This window comes from Nocardioides sp. (assembly GCF_030655615.1).
Lineage (GTDB): Bacteria > Actinomycetota > Actinomycetes > Propionibacteriales > Nocardioidaceae > Nocardioides.
Genome location: NZ_JAURVJ010000202.1, coordinates 1 through 14,646, shown reverse-complemented (window position 1 = coordinate 14,646; position 14,646 = coordinate 1). Strand labels below are relative to the sequence as shown.

Annotated in this window: 16 protein-coding genes; 4 read left to right on the top strand and 12 right to left on the bottom strand. The window is 73.1% G+C overall.

All coding sequences use genetic code 11. The features are described 5' to 3' along the window. From Q7T52_RS17120 to Q7T52_RS17095, 6 genes are all read right to left on the bottom strand, one after another. Positions 1-261, bottom strand: a 261-nt coding sequence (locus tag Q7T52_RS17120) for a SatD family protein (RefSeq protein ID WP_304804624.1), incomplete at its 3' end; no start/stop codon positions are given. A 43-nt stretch (positions 262-304) separates the two neighbouring features. Continuing rightward, positions 305-1,486 (bottom strand): lipid-transfer protein, encoded by a 1,182-nt coding sequence (locus Q7T52_RS17115; RefSeq protein WP_304804622.1) that lies wholly within the window; start codon positions 1,484-1,486, stop codon positions 305-307. Then, a complete protein-coding gene (locus tag Q7T52_RS17110) occupies positions 1,483-1,869 on the bottom strand; it encodes a MaoC family dehydratase (protein WP_304804620.1) in 387 nt (128 codons plus the stop codon). Before Q7T52_RS17110 ends, Q7T52_RS17115 begins: the two co-directional genes overlap by 4 nt. Further along, positions 1,866-2,258 (bottom strand): Zn-ribbon domain-containing OB-fold protein, encoded by a 393-nt coding sequence (locus Q7T52_RS17105; protein ID WP_304804618.1) that lies wholly within the window; start codon positions 2,256-2,258, stop codon positions 1,866-1,868. Before Q7T52_RS17105 ends, Q7T52_RS17110 begins: the two co-directional genes overlap by 4 nt. Next, positions 2,255-2,764 (bottom strand): MaoC family dehydratase N-terminal domain-containing protein, encoded by a 510-nt coding sequence (locus Q7T52_RS17100; protein ID WP_304804616.1) that lies wholly within the window; start codon positions 2,762-2,764, stop codon positions 2,255-2,257. Before Q7T52_RS17100 ends, Q7T52_RS17105 begins: the two co-directional genes overlap by 4 nt. Further along, complete coding sequence (locus Q7T52_RS17095; RefSeq protein ID WP_304804614.1) at positions 2,761-4,995, bottom strand: acyl-CoA dehydrogenase; 2,235 nt, start codon at positions 4,993-4,995, stop codon at positions 2,761-2,763. The genes Q7T52_RS17100 and Q7T52_RS17095 overlap by 4 nt, the downstream gene beginning before the upstream one ends. A gap of 62 nt (positions 4,996-5,057) precedes the next feature. Between Q7T52_RS17095 and Q7T52_RS17090 the strand changes: the two genes are divergently transcribed. Further along, a complete protein-coding gene (locus Q7T52_RS17090; RefSeq protein WP_304804612.1) occupies positions 5,058-5,972 on the top strand; it encodes an alpha/beta fold hydrolase in 915 nt (304 codons plus the stop codon). A gap of 3 nt (positions 5,973-5,975) precedes the next feature. On the opposite strand, the gene Q7T52_RS17085 is transcribed toward Q7T52_RS17090, so the two are convergent. Beyond that, complete coding sequence (locus Q7T52_RS17085; protein WP_370692335.1) at positions 5,976-6,785, bottom strand: pseudouridine synthase; 810 nt, start codon at positions 6,783-6,785, stop codon at positions 5,976-5,978. 168 nt (positions 6,786-6,953) lie between these two features. Here Q7T52_RS17085 and Q7T52_RS17080 point away from each other — a divergent pair, with 168 nt between their 5' ends. Beyond that, complete coding sequence (locus Q7T52_RS17080; RefSeq protein ID WP_304804608.1) at positions 6,954-7,235, top strand: hypothetical protein; 282 nt, start codon at positions 6,954-6,956, stop codon at positions 7,233-7,235. On the opposite strand, the gene Q7T52_RS17075 is transcribed toward Q7T52_RS17080, so the two are convergent. The 3 genes from Q7T52_RS17075 to Q7T52_RS17065 all read right to left on the bottom strand — a co-directional run bounded on the left by Q7T52_RS17075 (position 7,232) and on the right by Q7T52_RS17065 (position 9,419). After that, positions 7,232-8,380, bottom strand: coding sequence for an RNA polymerase sigma factor (locus Q7T52_RS17075; RefSeq protein ID WP_304804606.1), 1,149 nt, complete (start codon positions 8,378-8,380; stop codon positions 7,232-7,234). The genes Q7T52_RS17080 and Q7T52_RS17075 overlap by 4 nt on opposite strands. Further along, entirely contained in the window at positions 8,377-8,784 is a 408-nt protein-coding gene (locus Q7T52_RS17070) for a YciI family protein (protein ID WP_304804603.1), read from the bottom strand. Before Q7T52_RS17070 ends, Q7T52_RS17075 begins: the two co-directional genes overlap by 4 nt. 104 nt (positions 8,785-8,888) lie before the next feature. Beyond that, a complete protein-coding gene (locus Q7T52_RS17065; protein WP_304804601.1) occupies positions 8,889-9,419 on the bottom strand; it encodes a hypothetical protein in 531 nt (176 codons plus the stop codon). 98 nt (positions 9,420-9,517) lie between these two features. Here Q7T52_RS17065 and Q7T52_RS17060 point away from each other — a divergent pair, with 98 nt between their 5' ends. Further along, positions 9,518-10,231 (top strand): VOC family protein, encoded by a 714-nt coding sequence (locus Q7T52_RS17060; RefSeq protein ID WP_304804599.1) that lies wholly within the window; start codon positions 9,518-9,520, stop codon positions 10,229-10,231. Here the strand turns inward: Q7T52_RS17060 and Q7T52_RS17055 are convergent. Together Q7T52_RS17055 and Q7T52_RS17050 are read right to left on the bottom strand one after the other, a co-directional pair. Beyond that, entirely contained in the window at positions 10,228-11,607 is a 1,380-nt protein-coding gene (locus tag Q7T52_RS17055; RefSeq protein WP_304804597.1) for an FAD/NAD(P)-binding protein, read from the bottom strand. The genes Q7T52_RS17060 and Q7T52_RS17055 overlap by 4 nt on opposite strands. 33 nt (positions 11,608-11,640) lie before the next feature. After that, a complete protein-coding gene (locus Q7T52_RS17050; protein WP_304804595.1) occupies positions 11,641-13,092 on the bottom strand; it encodes a wax ester/triacylglycerol synthase family O-acyltransferase in 1,452 nt (483 codons plus the stop codon). Between the two features lie 133 nt (positions 13,093-13,225). Here Q7T52_RS17050 and Q7T52_RS17045 point away from each other — a divergent pair, with 133 nt between their 5' ends. Beyond that, positions 13,226-14,488: an alpha/beta hydrolase gene (locus Q7T52_RS17045; protein ID WP_304804593.1), complete on the top strand. Its 1,263-nt coding sequence runs from the start codon at positions 13,226-13,228 to the stop codon at positions 14,486-14,488. The last annotated feature ends 158 nt before the right edge of the window (positions 14,489-14,646 follow it).

Sequence of the window (14,646 nt, the reverse complement as noted above, 5' to 3'; positions counted from 1 at the left end):
GCGGCCGATGCCGTGGCGCAGGTCGTGGTCGGGCAGCAGAGTCAGCCGCAGGTCGAGCGCGATCGTCGTGGCCGCACCGAGCGACGGCACCGTGCCCTGGAACTCGTCGCCGACGGTGATCCGCAGGTCGCTGCCCCACCGGGCGTTGGCCGTCTCGAGCGCGGCGGAGAGCCGGTGGTGCAGCCCGGACCGGTCCGCGACCGTGCGGGACCCGACGAGGTCGCCGATGATGAGGACCGGCACGGGCTTCACCTGCGACATGTGAAGATCATACCTTCATCTTAGCCAGATGAAGATATCTACTTCACTGAGTCGCACTAAGGATGAGACCACTCGTGGGGACACCGGTGCCGGCGGTGACGAGCACGTGGGAGTCGGCCGCGGCGGCGACCGGGTTGACCGACGTGCCGCGGACCTGGCGCACGCCCTCGGCGATGCCGTTCATCCCGTGGATGTAGGCCTCGCCGAGCTGGCCGCCGTGGGTGTTGAGGGGCAGCCGGCCACCGATCTCGATCGCGCCGTCGGCGATGAAGCCCGGCGCCTCACCCCGACCACAGAACCCCAGCTCCTCGAGCTGCATGAGCACGTAGGGCGTGAAGTGGTCGTAGAGGATCGCCATCGGCATGTCGGCCGGGGTCAGCCCCGACTGGCGCCACAGCTCGCGGCCGACCACGCCCATCTCGGGGATGCCGATGTCGTCGCGGTAGTAGGACGTCATGACGAACTGGTCGCGCCCGCTGCCCTGCGCCGCCGCGGCCACGTAGGCCGGCTTCTGCGGCAGGTCGCGGGCCCGCTCGGCCGACACGACGACCAGCGCCTGGGCGCCGTCGCTCTCCTGGCAGCAGTCGAGCAGGTGGAGCGGGTCGACGATCATCCGCGAGGACTGGTGGTCGTCGAGGGTGATCGGCTTGCCGTAGAAGAACGCGTGGGGGTTGGTCGCGGCGTGCCTGCGGTCGGCGACCGCGACGGCCCCGAAGTCAGCCGACGTGGCGCCGTAGTCGTGCAGGTAGCGCTGCGCCTGCATCGCCACCGTGGCGGCCGGGGTGCCGAGGCCGAACGGGTAGGACCACGCGTTGTCGAGGCCGTTGGTGTTGACCTGGGTCGCGGCCGCGACCGAGAACTGCCCGAAGCGGCTCTCGGAGCGCTCGTTGAAGCCGCGGTAGGCCACGACCACGTCGGCGACGCCGGTCGCGACGGCCATCGCCGCCTGCTGCACCGTGGCACAGGCCGCGCCACCGCCGTAGTTGATGCGGCTGAAGAACCGCAGCTCCGGTACGCCGAGCTCGCGGGCGACCGCGATCTCCGACGACGTGTCCATCGTGAAGGTGGTGAGGCCGTCGACGTCGGCGGCGGTCAGCCCGCAGTCGGCGAGCGCGGCCCGCACGGCCTCGACGGAGAGCTGAAGCTCCGAGCGGCCGGAGGCCTTGGAGAACTCGGTCGCGCCGATCCCGACGATCGCTGCCCTGCCGGACAGGGTGCCGCTCACAGGGCGACCCTGACGGTCCCGGTGACGTGGTCGCCGAGGGAGACCCGGCCGACGACGGCGATCGTCGCGACGCCGTCGGCGACGTCGGTGACCCGGCCGCTGAAGGTGAGGGTGTCGTAGGGGTGGGCGGGCGCACCGAGGCGGATGGCGATGCCCTTGAGCTCGGCGTCGTGGCCGGCCCAGTCGACGACGTACTTCTCGACCAGGGCGTTGCTGGTGAGGATGTTCATGAAGATGTCCTTCGACCCGGCCGCCTGCGCGACGTCGCGGTCGTGGTGGACGTCCTGCCAGTCGCGGGTGGCGATCGCCGTGCTGACGATCGTCGTCGGGGTCATCGGCAGGCTCCACTCGGGGAGCTGCTCGCCGGCCTCGAGGGTCCTCATGCCTTCCTCCACACCGGCAGGGTCAGGTCGTCGTCGACCCGGTTGAAGTCGACGCGCAGCCGGTCGCCGATCGCGAGGTCGCCCTCCGACCGAGCACCTGCCACCTCGCCGACCATCCGCACGCCCTCGTCGAGGTCGACCAGCGCGATCACGATCGGGAGCTCCTTGCCGGGCACGGGCGGGTGGCGGTGGACGACGAAGGAGAAGACGGTTCCCTCCCCGGAGGCGATCTCGAAGCCGCGGTCGTAGGCGTCGCACGACTGGCAGGCCGGCCCGGGCGGGAACCGCTTGGCCCCGCAGGCGTTGCAGACCTGGATGCGGAGCTCGCCGGCCCGGGTGCCGTCCCAGAAGAACTGCGAGTCGCGGTTGACCATGGGGCGCACGGTCATGGCTTCTCCTTCGGGACGAACTTGAGCACGCGGAACAGCATCGTCGCCACCTTCTCGTCGCCGACGTACCAGGTGTTGCGGGAGGTCACGAAGTAGCCGACGCCCATCGCGGTGGTCTTGGGTCCTGCGACCGCGTCGAGAGCACTGGTCACGCGGACGTCCTCGCCGACGCGGAGGTAGCGCTCGTAGGTCTGCTCGCAGTTGGTGCCGAGGACGGCGGTGTAGCCCTCGTCGGTGAGGAACTCCGTCATCCGGCTGAGCGGGTCCTCGGGCGGGCGACGTCGGCCGAGGCCGGGCATGGTCCAGACCTGCGCCATCGACGGCGGGGCCTCACCCTGGCGGAAGCGGTCGTTGTCGTAGCCCATGGCGTCGAGCCAGGTGCCGATGGTGGCCTGGTTGACGGCGTAGGGCGCCTGCGACTCGGCGGCCTCGCCGAGCGCCTTGATGCGCTCGGCCTCGGCCATGATGCGGTCGTGGCGCTCGTCCTCGGCCGGGGCCGCGCTCACCTGGGCACCCGCGGGAGGCCCAGGCCGAACATGGCGATCAACTCGCGCTGCACCTCCTGGACGCCGCCGCCGAAGGTCAGGACGAGGTTGCGCTTGGCCTGGTCGTCGAGGTAGCGGAGCAGTGCTCTCGTCTCCTCGTCGGCCGGGTCGCCGTAGCGATGGACGATCGCGACCAGGTCGGCCGAGAGGTGCTGGACCTGGTCGGCGGCGAACACCTTGGACGACGACGCGTCGCCCACCGAGATCTCGCCGTCGGCGGCCGCGCGGGCGACCTGCCAGTTGAGCAGCTCGTTGACGCGGAAGACCGCGGTGACGCGGCCGACGACGTCGCGGACGTCGGGCCGGTCGTCGACGCCGGCCTTGGTCGCCCAGTCGACGATGCGGTCGCGCAGGCCCTCGATGCGGCCGGCCGGTCCGAGCATGACGCGCTCGTGGTTGAGCTGGGTGGTGATCAGCTTCCAGCCCTGGTTCTCCTCGCCGACGAGCATGTCGACGGGGACGCGGACGTCGTTGTAGTAGGTCGCGTTGGTGTGGTGCGCGCCGTCGGCCGTGATGATCGGCGTGAACGAGTAGCCCGGGTCGGTCGTGTCGACGATGAGGATCGAGATGCCCTTGTGCTTGGGGGCGTCGGGGTCGGTGCGCACCGCGAGCCACACGAAGTCGGCCTGGTGGCCGCCGGTGGTCCACATCTTCTGGCCGTTGACGACGTAGTGGTCGCCGTCGCGGCGCGCGGTGGTGCGCAGGGCGGCGAGGTCGGTGCCGGCGTCGGGCTCGCTGTAGCCGATCGCGAAGTGCACGTCGCCGGCGAGGATCCGGCGCAGGAACAGGTCCTTCTGCTTCTCCGTGCCGTGCCGGATGAGCGTCGGACCGACCGTCTGCAGGGTCACGGCCGGGAGGTGCACGTCGGCGTGCTGGGCCTCGTTGGCGAAGATCGTCTGCTCGATCTCACCGAGCCCGTGCCCGCCGTAGTCCTTCGGCCAGCCGACGCCCATCCAGCCGTCCTCGCCCATCTGGCGGATGACGCGCTCGTAGGTCGGGCCGTGCCGGTCGCGGCCCATGTCGACGTGCTCGTCGTGCGAGGCGATCCCGTGGAAGTAGCTGCGGATCTCGGCCTTGAGCCGGCGCTGCTCGGTGGTCAGCTCGAGGTTCTTCGTCGTGGGGTCCTCGACCGGGACGTCGCCCGGCAGGGTGCCGAGGGCGTGGGCGATGTCGACGACCCAGGAGTAGTAGTGGTGCAGCGGGTAGGTCTCGTCGACGCCCATGCCGCCGTGGAGGTGGTGGCAGGTCCGCAGGGCCTTCGGCGCCTCGGCGCAGACCCAGTAGGCCGCCACCGCGAGGTCGTCGGTGGCGTCGAGGCCGGCGCCGATGCGCCAGGCGACGTGGTCGGCGGCCAGGTCGAGGGTGAGGGAGGCGATGTAGAGGTCGGCGGCCTGCATCGCGACAGCCTGGAACTGCGCCAGTGCGCGTCCGAACTGCTCGCGACCCTTGATGTAGCCGGCGGTGAGGTCCACCGCGCCCTTGACGACACCGGCCGCCAGCAGCGTCAGCCCGGCGACGGCGTGCTCGACGAGGACCGTGGCGGCGTCGCTGCCCTCCCCACCCACGAGGTCGGCGGGCGCGCGGTCGAGGACGACGGTGTGCTGGGTGATCCGCGCCGAGCTGCCCGACTCGACGAGGGTCACGCCGGGCCCGGACGGGTCGACCAGGACGACGACGTCGCGCTCGCCGTCGCGCGCCGTGACGAGCAGACGGGTCGCCGACGCGGCGTAGGAGACGCCGATCTTGCGGCCGGTCACCGTGCCGCGCCCGTCGCCGGACCCGTCACGGGCCGCCGCGTACGTCGCCCCGGGACGGTCGGTGATGCCGCGGCCGACCTCGCGCAGGGCCGGCGTGAGGACGACGTCGCCGGACGCCACGCCGGGCAGGAGGGCGGCCTGCTGCTCGTCGGTGCCCGCGGCGGCGAGGGTGAGGACCCCGCAGCAGAGGGTCTCCCAGACGGGGAGGTGGGCGACGCGGGCGCCGGTCTCGCGCAGCAGCACGCCGACCTCGGCCAGGCCGAGACCCTCGCCGCCGTGGGGCTCGGGCACCGCGAGGGACAGCAGGCCGGCGTCGGCCAGCGCGGCCCACTCCGGACCGGTGTCTGGCGCCTTCTCGAGCACCGAGGTGAGGACGGACCGGACGGCGTCGACCGACTCCTGGTCCGCAGGGGCGTAGCCGTCGTCAGAGCTCACGGGCGAAACTGTAACCTGTTCTAGTTCTCGCTGCCACGCCCTCCGCACCACCAGGAGCCGCCATGCCCCCGCCCTCGCCGCTCCGCCTGGTGCGCAACCGCGTCTACCTGCCGTGGGTGCCGATCCCCGAGGGCCGGCTCGTCGACCTGCCCGGCCGCGGGTCGACCTACGTCACCGACACCGCGGGTCCGTCGCCCGACTCCCCCACCGTCGTGCTGCTGCACGCGCTCGGGTGCACCGGGCTGCTGACCTGGTTCCCGGTCATCGCCCGGCTGGCGCGCAAGCACCGGGTGGTCACGCTCGACCAGCGGTGGCACGGCCAGGGCATCAGGAGCGACGACTTCTCGCTCCACGACTGCGCCGACGACGTCGCGGCCCTGGTCGAGGTGCTCGGTCTCGACGAGGTCGTCGTGGCGGGCTACTCGATGGGCGGCGTCGTCGCCCAGCGCGTGTGGCGCCAGCACCCGGCCATCGTCAGCGGGCTCGTGCTCTGCTCGACGGCGGACCGGTTCCAGGGCAGCGTCGCCGAGCGGGTCTTCTTCACCGGGATGGGCGCGAGCATGCTGGGCCTGCGCGAGATGTCCCGGTCCCGCACGGCGACCCGGGCCGCGCGCGTGGCCGCCGGCGCCGTCGACCTCCAGCCCAACGACATCCAGGACTGGGCGCTCGGCGAGTTCCGCTCGACGAGCCCGTGGGCGATCGGGCAGGCGCTCGCCGCCCTGGGCCGCCACCACTCCCGCCCCTGGCTCAGCCGCATCGACGTCCCCACCGCGGTCGTCGTCACCACCTCCGACCGCGTGGTCCCCACCGAGCGACAGGTCGGCCTCGCCCGCGCGATCCGCGGCGCGACGATGCACGAGGTCGACTCCGGCCACGCCGCCTGCGTGCTGGAGTCGGAGAAGTTCGTGCCGGCCTTCCTCGAGGCCGTCGGCACCGTCAACGCCCGTCGTCGCGACTTCGCCCAGCGCCGCGCCTGAGGACTACTCCGCCTCGAGGGGCAGTCGCCGCGGGCTGACGAACCGGCGGGGGCCGCCGTCGACGGGGTCGGCGTACTCGAGCCCGCTGGCCAGCAGCTGCAGCGGCCGCCGGAAGTCGTCGACGTCGACCTCGAGGTCGACCGGGTAGAGCGGGTCGTCCACGATCGGCGCCCCCAGTCCGAGCAGGTGCAGCCGCAGCTGGTGGGTGCGGCCGGTGCGCGGCGTCAGGCGGTAGACAGCGACCTCGCCGCGCCGTTCCTCGAGCTCGACGAGGGTCTCGGCGTTGACCGGCGCACCCGCGACCACCTCGGCGCGACCGGTCCGCGGGATCGCCCGGACGTGGTTGGCGACGGTCGTCGGCGTCGCGAGCTCAGCCCGCCACGGGGCCAGCGCACGGTAGGTCTTGCGGACCGCACCGTCGGCGAACATCGCCTGGTACGACGACCGCCACCGGCGCTCGGTGGCGCAGACGAGCAACCCCGAAGTCACCCGGTCGAGCCGGTGCATCGGCGTCAGCTCGGGCAGGTCGAGCTCGGCGCGCAGCCGGACGACGACGCTCTGGGTCACGTGGCGCCCCCGCGGCACCGTCGAGAGGAACGCCGGCTTGTCGACCACCACGACGCGGTCGTCGCGGTGCAGGACGGTGAGCGGTCCGGGCACCTCGGGCTCGTCGCGCAGGTCGCGGTGGAACCACACGAACGTGTGCGGGCGGTAGGGGTCGGCGTCGCCGACCACCGCACCGTCGGCGTAGACGAACCGCTCGCCGCCCAGCAGGCCCGCCACGTCGACCCGCGCGTCGACGTGGTCCCGCAGCCAGTCCCCCATCGAGGTCCACGGCGCCGGCACCCTCGGGTCGCGGTGGGGCGTGCAGACCCACGCCGCGCTGAGCCCGTGCCGCAGCGGCAACGGGGAGCGGGGAGGCACGGCATCGATGCTACGGACGCCCGTCGGACCGGACGGTGCGTGGCGGATACTCCGGGGGTGACTCGTTACCTGTGGTGGGCGTCCGGCCTCGTGCTCGTCGTCGGCGGCCTTGCCGTGGCGCTGACGGCGCGGACCGCCCCGGCCGACTTCGGGTGGTTCGCCTACACCCCGCTCGAGGCCGACTGGCACCTGGGCTGGGGCGACCGGCTCGGCAGCGGGTCGATGGTCATCGTGTCGCGGTGGCAGCTCCTCGGCGCCGTCGCCGCCGCCGTCGGGCTGGTGGTCATCGCCGCGCGCGTCGGCTTCCTGGTCGGGCGCCGCCGCGGCCAGGGCGGCTAGCGCCGGTTGAGCCTGGCGGCCTGACGGGTCAGGTGGTCGCGCTCGGCCAGGTTGGGCGCCTGGTGGGCGGCCTCTGCATAGAGCTGTGCGGCCGTCGCGAGGTCGCCGTCGCGCTCGTGGAGGTACGCCGCCACGGCGGCGTGCCGGGGCAGCGCGGTGTCCAGCGCGGCGAGGGCCGCGAGCCCGGCCCGGGGTCCGTCGGCCTCGCCGACCGCCACCGCACGGTTGAGCCGGGCGACCGGGCTGTCGGTGAGGCGCACGAGCTCGTCGTACCACTCGACGACCTGGACCCAGTCGGTCTCGTCGGCGGTGGGGGCATCGGCGTGGAGGGCCGCGATCGCCGCCTGTGCCTGGAAGTCCCCCAGCGCGTCGCGGGCCAGCGCCGCCTGGAGGATCTCGACGCCCTCGGCGATGGCCGTGGTGTCCCAGAGCCGGCGGTCCTGCGCGGCGAGCGGGACCAGGCTCCCGTCGGGGGCGGTCCGGGCGGGGCGTCGGGCGTGGTGGAGCAGCATCAGGGCGAGCAGCCCCTGGACCTCGGGGTGCTCGACGGCGGCCGAGACCTGCCGGGTCAGCCGGATCGCCTCGGCGGCGAGGTCGACGTCGCCGGAGTAGCCCTCGTTGAAGACAAGGTAGAGGACCCGCAGCACGGTCGCGACGTCACCCGGCTGGTCGAGCCGGACGTCGGCGACGGTGCGCTTGGCCCGGCTGATCCGCTGGGCCATGGTCGCCTCGGGCACCAGGTAGGCCCGGGCGATCTCGCGCGTGGTCAGGCCGCCGACGGCGCGCAGGGTCAGTGCCACCGCCGACGACGCGCTCAGCGACGGGTGGGCGCAGAGGAAGTAGAGCCGCAGCGTGTCGTCCACCCCCGGCGCCACCTCGGGCGCCGGCTCCTCCTCGAGGAGGTCCTCGCGCCGTCGCCGGGCGGTGTCGGACCGCGTCGCGTCGAGGAACCGGCGCCAGGCGACCGTGACGAGCCAGCCCTTCGGGTCGCGCGGCGGGTCGTCCGGCCAGACCCGCACCGCCTCGACGAGGGCGTCCTGCACCGCGTCCTCGGCCGCCGCGAAGTCGGCTCCGCGGCGCACGAGGACGGCGGTGACGCTCGGTGTGAGGTGGCGCAGCAGGGACTCGTCCACGCCGGGGCTCACTCCTCGATCGTGGGCGGCGCGGTCAGGAAGGGCCGCAGCTCGAGCCACTCGTGGATCGGCTTCCCGTCCTTGCCCGGGGCGGCCGACAGCTCACCGGCCAGCTCGAGCGCGCGCTCGTAGGTGTCGACGTCGATGACCATCCAGCCGGCGATCAGGTCCTTGGTCTCGGCGAAGGGGCCGTCGGTGACCGGCGGCTTGCCCTCGCCGCCGTACTGGACCCAGGTGCCCTCGGGGGCGAGCGCCTGGCCGTCGACGTACTCACCGCTCGCCTCGAGCCGGGCCGCGAAGTCCTCCATGTACTGGATGTGGGCCGAGATCTCCTCCGGCGTCCACTGGTCCATCCTCACGTCGTTGCGCGCAGCCGGGGCGCCGCGGTAGTGCTTGAGCAGCAGGTACTTGGCCATCGTGGTTCTCCTCGGTGTGGGCGACCGTCGTGGTCGCGTTCCTACCAGGGACGGAGCCGGTGGCGGGTTCTCGACATCCGCCCGGTCGTCGTCGACCAGGTTTCTCAGCCGAAGGTGAACCGGGTCGGCGCGACCTGGTCCTGCGTGGGTAGCGCGATGGTCTTGACCGGGGTCACCTCCCACACCTGGAACGGCGGTCCGCCCGAGGTGGGGGCGGCGTAGGGCGCGTCGAGCAGGTCGCCGTCGACCTCGGTCGGCCAGTCGTAGACGTCGCGCATGGCCGTCGAGGCCCGCTCGAGGTCGGCCTCGTCGGTGAGCCGGGCGGCGGTCCCCTCGACGACGAGGTGGAGGCTGCCGAGGTCGATGGCGAGCGACACCGTGCCGTCGGTCTGCTCCAGGCGCCGCGTCTTGGCCGCACCCGGGTTGGACGCGAGGACGAACGTCGACCCGGTCCACGACGCGAAGACCGGCCGGGTGTGCACCCCGCCGGCCGCGGCGACGCTGAGCCAGGTGGTGCCTGAGCCGTCGCGCAGCCGGGCCGCGACGTCGCTCCACACGGCGGGCTCGGTGCTCGACTCGGGGGCGCTGGTGCCGCGTCCGGCCCGGGGGATGGTCGCTGCGGTGGGATCGCTCATGGAGGTGGCGACCGCTGCGGTGGACCGAACTCATCGCCCCGGCGTACGCCGATCAATCCCGTTGCGGGGCCGGCGCGGACCGGCCTAGCGTCGCGAGGATGGCCCTCCACCTCGTCGCCCTCGCGTTCGACGCCCACGACCCGTCGCTGCTCGCCCGGTTCTGGTCGGGGGTGCTCGGCTGGGAGCTCGACGGCGACGGCACCGCGGTCGCGCCGCGCGACGGCGACGGGCTGCGGATCCGGTTCCTGCCGACCGAGGAGCCCAAGACCCATCCCAACCAGATGCACTTCGACCTGATGACCACGAGTCTCGACGACCAGCAGCAGACCGTCGAGCGGGCGCTCGCCCGGGGCGGCCACCACCTCGACATCGGTCAGCTCCCCGAGGAGGAGCACGTCGTGCTGGCCGACCCCGAGGAGAACGAGTTCTGCGTCGTCGAGCCGACCAACGGCTTCCTCGCCGGCTGCGGCCGGATCGGCGCGCTGTCCTCCGACGGCTCGCAGCAGGTCGGCTACTTCTGGAGCGCGGCACTCGGCTGGCCGCTGGTCTGGGACCGGGACGAGGAGACCGCGATCCAGTCGGCCGACGGCGGGATGAAGATCTCCTGGGGCGGGCCGCCCTGGCGCGACAAGACCGGCAGGAACCGGCTGCACCTCGACCTCGCTCCCCCGGCCGAGGGCGACCAGGAGACGGAGGTCGAACGGCTGGTGGCGATCGGCGCGACCCGCGTCGGGGCCTCGCCGCACGAGGACGGTGCCGTCGCGATGCTCGACCCCGACGGCAACGAGCTCTGCGTGCTGGGCCCCCGCTAGGACTGCCGGCCGCCCAGCTCGACGAGCCGCGCGAGCCCCGGACCGGTGTGGGCCCCGAGGCGCGCGAGCGCGTCGTCGAGGGCGGCCGAGGCCGGGTGGTCGGGGGCGACGCGGGCGGGGTTGAGCGCGACCCGGCTGCTCCACTCCCGGATGTCGGGCTCGGCACCGAAGGCCGCGGAGGCCCGCATGCCGAGGACGTTCATGGTCGCCCAGTCCTGGAGCGTGTTGCCGTAGGACGAGGGCGGGCACAGCGCGTTCTTGACGTCGTCGTCGGAGCGGGTCGCCTCGACGTAGCCGGCCAGGGCGGCGCCGAAGCACGGGAAGCCGGCCCGGATCGGCTGCAGGGTGATCGTCTCGGGTCGCCAGAGCGGCACGCGCGGCGGGTTCTTGAGACCGTCGGCGGCGCAGTTGACCACGACCGCGTCGTCGGCGACCGCCACCGACCCGTCGGCGACGTCGATCCGGCCGCGGCCGACCGAGACGAGACGCCCCCGCCGTACGACGTGCTCGACGCTGCTCAGGAGCTCGAGCTCCCACGTGCCGAGCGTCGGCGCCTTGGCCATGGTCGGCGTGACCGAGCGGTCGATGCGGAGCATGATGCCGGCGTCCTCGAGCCGCAGGAAGACGTCGTCGAGCGACTTCCCCTCCGCGGCGGCGCGCATCATGTCGGCGACCATCCCGAGGTAGACCGCGGGGTCGGGCTGCACCAGCGCGCGGTTGAGCATCCACGGGTCGCGCGGGCGGACCCAGCAGATCGCGTCGGGGTCGACGTCGTGGGTCAGCAGCCAGACGATGGCATCGGTCGCGGTCTTGCCCGAGCCCACGACGACGTACTGGCTCGGGGCCTCCTCGAGGCGGACGAGGTCGTTGACCGGGACCACCCGGGCACCGTCGCCGACGCCGAACCGCGGCGGGGTCTCGGCCGGGATGTCGGGCGCGAGGTAGCGGGCGTCGACGACGCGGCAGCGCTCCGGCACCTCGAACCGCTCACCGGAGTCGAGCCGGACGAACGTGCGGTCGCCGAGGTGGTCACAGCCGGCGAAGAGCTCGACGCGGCCCGGGCCGACCATCCGCTCGGCCAGCACGTCGACGTAGTACGCCGTGATGGCGGCCTGGTCGGCACGCTCGTGGAGCCCGGCCTCGGGTCCGGTCTGCTGGACGTCGCCGCCGAGGACGGTCGAGGCCACGCCGTAGAACGTCGAGGCCTGGTGGAGGCGGACGAACGGATAGGCCTCGCGCCAGTGGCCGCCGACGCCGGCCCGGCGGTCGACCAGCGCGACGCGGACGTCGGCGTGGTCGATCAGCGCGTCGGTGAAGGCCATGCCGGCGGCACCGGCTCCGACCACGAGGTAGTCGACGTCGACGGTCCGGGTCACGGACCCCACCCGATCACGTCCGGGCCGGTTCGGCTACTTCTTGCGCGCGGTGCGGGCCTGGCGCGCCTGGTCGATCGGCGTCGCGCCTGCCTGACCGGCGGCGACGGCCTTGCGGAGCCGGGCGAGCTCTCGGGGGAAGTGGCTGACCAGGGCGTCGGCGTCGGGCATCGACTCACGGCAAGCGATGACGCCGACGTGGACCTGGCCGTTGTTGCTGACCACCGTGATGTTGAGGCCGGCGCCGTGGAAGACCGGGCCGAGGGGATAGAGCGCGAGGACCCGGCCGCCGAGGAAGAAGATCGGGACCGGCGGGCCGGGGACGTTGGAGATGACGAGGTTGATGGCCGGCGGGTGCTTCTCGGCGAGCCGCAGCCCGGCGTAGGCCCGCACGGCGAGGCCGAAGGTGCGCGGGGCGGCGAACTCGGCCCAGTCCTGCAGCGAGTCGGCGCTGATCGCCTGGTGGTGCTCCTTGGCGTTGCGGTTGGACTCGGCCATGGCCTCGAGCCGCTCGAGCGGGTCCTCGACGTCGGTGCCGAGCCGCGCGAAGAGCGACGACACCTTGTTGGCGCCGCCCGCCCGCTTGGACACCTCGCGCACGCTGACCGGCACCGAGGCCAGCAGCGAGGTGTCGGGCAGCTCGTCGCGCTCCTCGAGGTAGGCGCGCAGCGCGCCGCCGGAGACGGCCAGGACCACGTCGTTGACCGTGGTGCCGGTGGCCGACTTGATGGCGCGGATGTCGTCGAGGTCCATGTCGGTCAGGGCGATGCTGCGGTGACCGGTGATGGTGCCGTTGAACGACGTGCGGGGCGCCGTGAGCGGGGCGGCCATCGCCGTACCGGCGCGGGCGCGGCCGACGGTGCTGGCCAGGCCGCTGACCGTCGGGGCGAGGATCTTGGCGACGTGGACCGGCAGCGCGGCGCGGCTGACGACGGCGCGGCCCAGCAGCTCGCGCGAGCTGACGTCGCGGCCGTGGGGCTGGGGCTCGGTGAGCGCGATCGGCGCGGCGTCGGGCTCCAGCGAGCAGAGGTGGGAGAGCAGGTTGTTGCCCGAGACCCCGTCGACGGTCGAGTGGTGGATCTTGAGGAAGACGACGACCTTGCCGTCGTCGTAGCCCTCGACCACCCACATCTCCCACAGCGGCCGCGAGCGGTCGAGCGGGAGCGCGGCCAGGTGGGACAGCAGCGAGGTCAGCTCGGCGTAGCCGCCGGGGCTGGGCAGGGCCAGCCGGTGGACGTGGCGCTCCACGTCGAACTGGCGGTCGCGCACCCAGATCGGGTGGTCGAGGCCGAGCGGGACCCGCCGCAGCTTGCGGGTGAACTCCGGGACGTCGCGCACCTGCTCCTCGATGCCGGCCTGGAACGAGGCGAACGTGTAGGGCGTCGGCATCGTGCTCGGGTCGACGACGATGACCCCGCACACGTGCATCAGCTGGGCGGGCGTCTCGAGGTAGAGGAAGCTGGCGTCGAGGCCGGACAAGCGGTCCACAGGGTGGGTCCCTCTCGGTGGTGGGCAGTAGAACGTGTTCTCGTCCTAACGCCGGATGACCCTCCGGGTCACGGTGGCGGATGTCTCATCCTGCCGCGTAAGACGACCGCTTAGTCAGGTTAGGCTCGTCGGCATGGGGTTCCTCCGTCGTCAGGTCGTCACCGCCGCCCTCACCGCCAACGCCCTCCGGCCGCTCCCCGGCTACCGGGCCGCCGTCCCGTCGTTCTTCGCCGGCTGGCTCACCACCGAGCTCGCCCCGCACGTGCTCGCGGCCACCGCGGCCGACGCGGTGGCCCACGCGCGGGGGTCGCGGCGTGACCTGCGCGGCCTGGCCCTGGCCGGCCTCAGCACGGCCGGGCTCGCCTACCTGGTGCGCCAGAGCCGCCAGGTGCGCGAGGTCGCCGAGGACGCATTGTCCGACGCCCTCGGCGCCGACTACCGCGACGTCCTCGACGAGCAGCCGACCCCGGCCGACCTGGCCGTCCCGTGGCGCACGCTCGTCTACCCGTTCCGGATGAAGAGCGCCGGTGTCCACGTCGAGCGCAACATCGCCTACAACGACCACGGCCGTCGCGGCCGGCTCGACGTCTACACGCCCGCCGGCGGCGTGCCCGACGGCGGCGCGCCCGTGCTGCTCCAGGTGCACGGCGGCGCCTGGACGATCGGCAACAAGGACCAGCAGGGCCTCCCCCTGATGAACCACCTGGCCGCCAAGGGCTGGGTGTGCGTGGCGATCAACTACCGCCTCGCGCCGCGCGACCCGTTCCCCGCGCACATCATCGACGTCAAGCAGGCCATCGCCTGGATCAAGGAGCACATCGCCGACTACGGCGGCGACCCGTCCTACGTCGCCATCACCGGCGGCTCGGCCGGCGGCCACCTCACCGCCCTCGCGGCCGTGACCGCCGACGACAAGACCTGGCAGCCGGGCTTCGAGGACGCCGACACGTCGGTGAGCTGCGCGGTCCCCCACTACGGCGTCTACGACTTCGCCGGCTCGACCGGCCTGGCCTCGGCCGAGCAGATGCGCGACCGGTTCCTGGCCCCGCGGGTGCTGCACCAGCGCTGGGCCGACGACCCGGAGGCGTTCGAGGCGGCCTCACCGTTGCTGCGGGTCACCGCCGACGCCCCCGACTTCTTCGTCCTCCACGGCGCCCACGACAGCCTGGTCGACGTCGGCCAGGCGCGGCTCTTCGTCGAGCGCCTGCGCGAGGTCTCCGACAGCTCGGTCGTCTACGCCGAGCTGCCCGGCGCCCAGCACGCGTTCGACGTCTTCCCGTCGATCCGGTCCTCCCACGTCGTCCGCGCCATCGACCGCTACCTGCACTGGCACTGGAACACCTGGCGCGCCGGCCTCGACCACGACGAGCAGGTCAGCGACCCGGTCACGACCTGAGTCCGACGTCGGCCGAGTACTTCCGTATGTCGACTGAGGTGTGGGCGCGTCGAGCCTGGAAATCGCGTCGGTCTCGTCGGGTCATTCGTGGTTCGGGTCGGGTGGCCGCGCGCGTAGCAGACCGCGTCTCGCGCGGTCTGCTACTCGGCGCGCAACGG

Bases quoted from the DNA above. Each gene is read 5' to 3' on its own strand.
- Q7T52_RS17110 (WP_304804620.1), bottom strand. From the start codon at position 1,869: ATGAGGACCCTCGAGGCCGGCGAGCAGCTCCCCGAGTGGAGCCTGCCG.
- Q7T52_RS17105 (WP_304804618.1), bottom strand. From the start codon at position 2,258: ATGACCGTGCGCCCCATGGTCAACCGCGACTCGCAGTTCTTCTGGGAC.
- Q7T52_RS17090 (WP_304804612.1), top strand. From the start codon at position 5,058: ATGCCCCCGCCCTCGCCGCTCCGCCTGGTGCGCAACCGCGTCTACCTG.
- Q7T52_RS17070 (WP_304804603.1), bottom strand. From the start codon at position 8,784: ATGGCCAAGTACCTGCTGCTCAAGCACTACCGCGGCGCCCCGGCTGCG.
- Q7T52_RS17065 (WP_304804601.1), bottom strand. From the start codon at position 9,419: ATGAGCGATCCCACCGCAGCGACCATCCCCCGGGCCGGACGCGGCACC.
- Q7T52_RS17060 (WP_304804599.1), top strand. From the start codon at position 9,518: ATGGCCCTCCACCTCGTCGCCCTCGCGTTCGACGCCCACGACCCGTCG.
- Q7T52_RS17045 (WP_304804593.1), top strand. From the start codon at position 13,226: ATGGGGTTCCTCCGTCGTCAGGTCGTCACCGCCGCCCTCACCGCCAAC.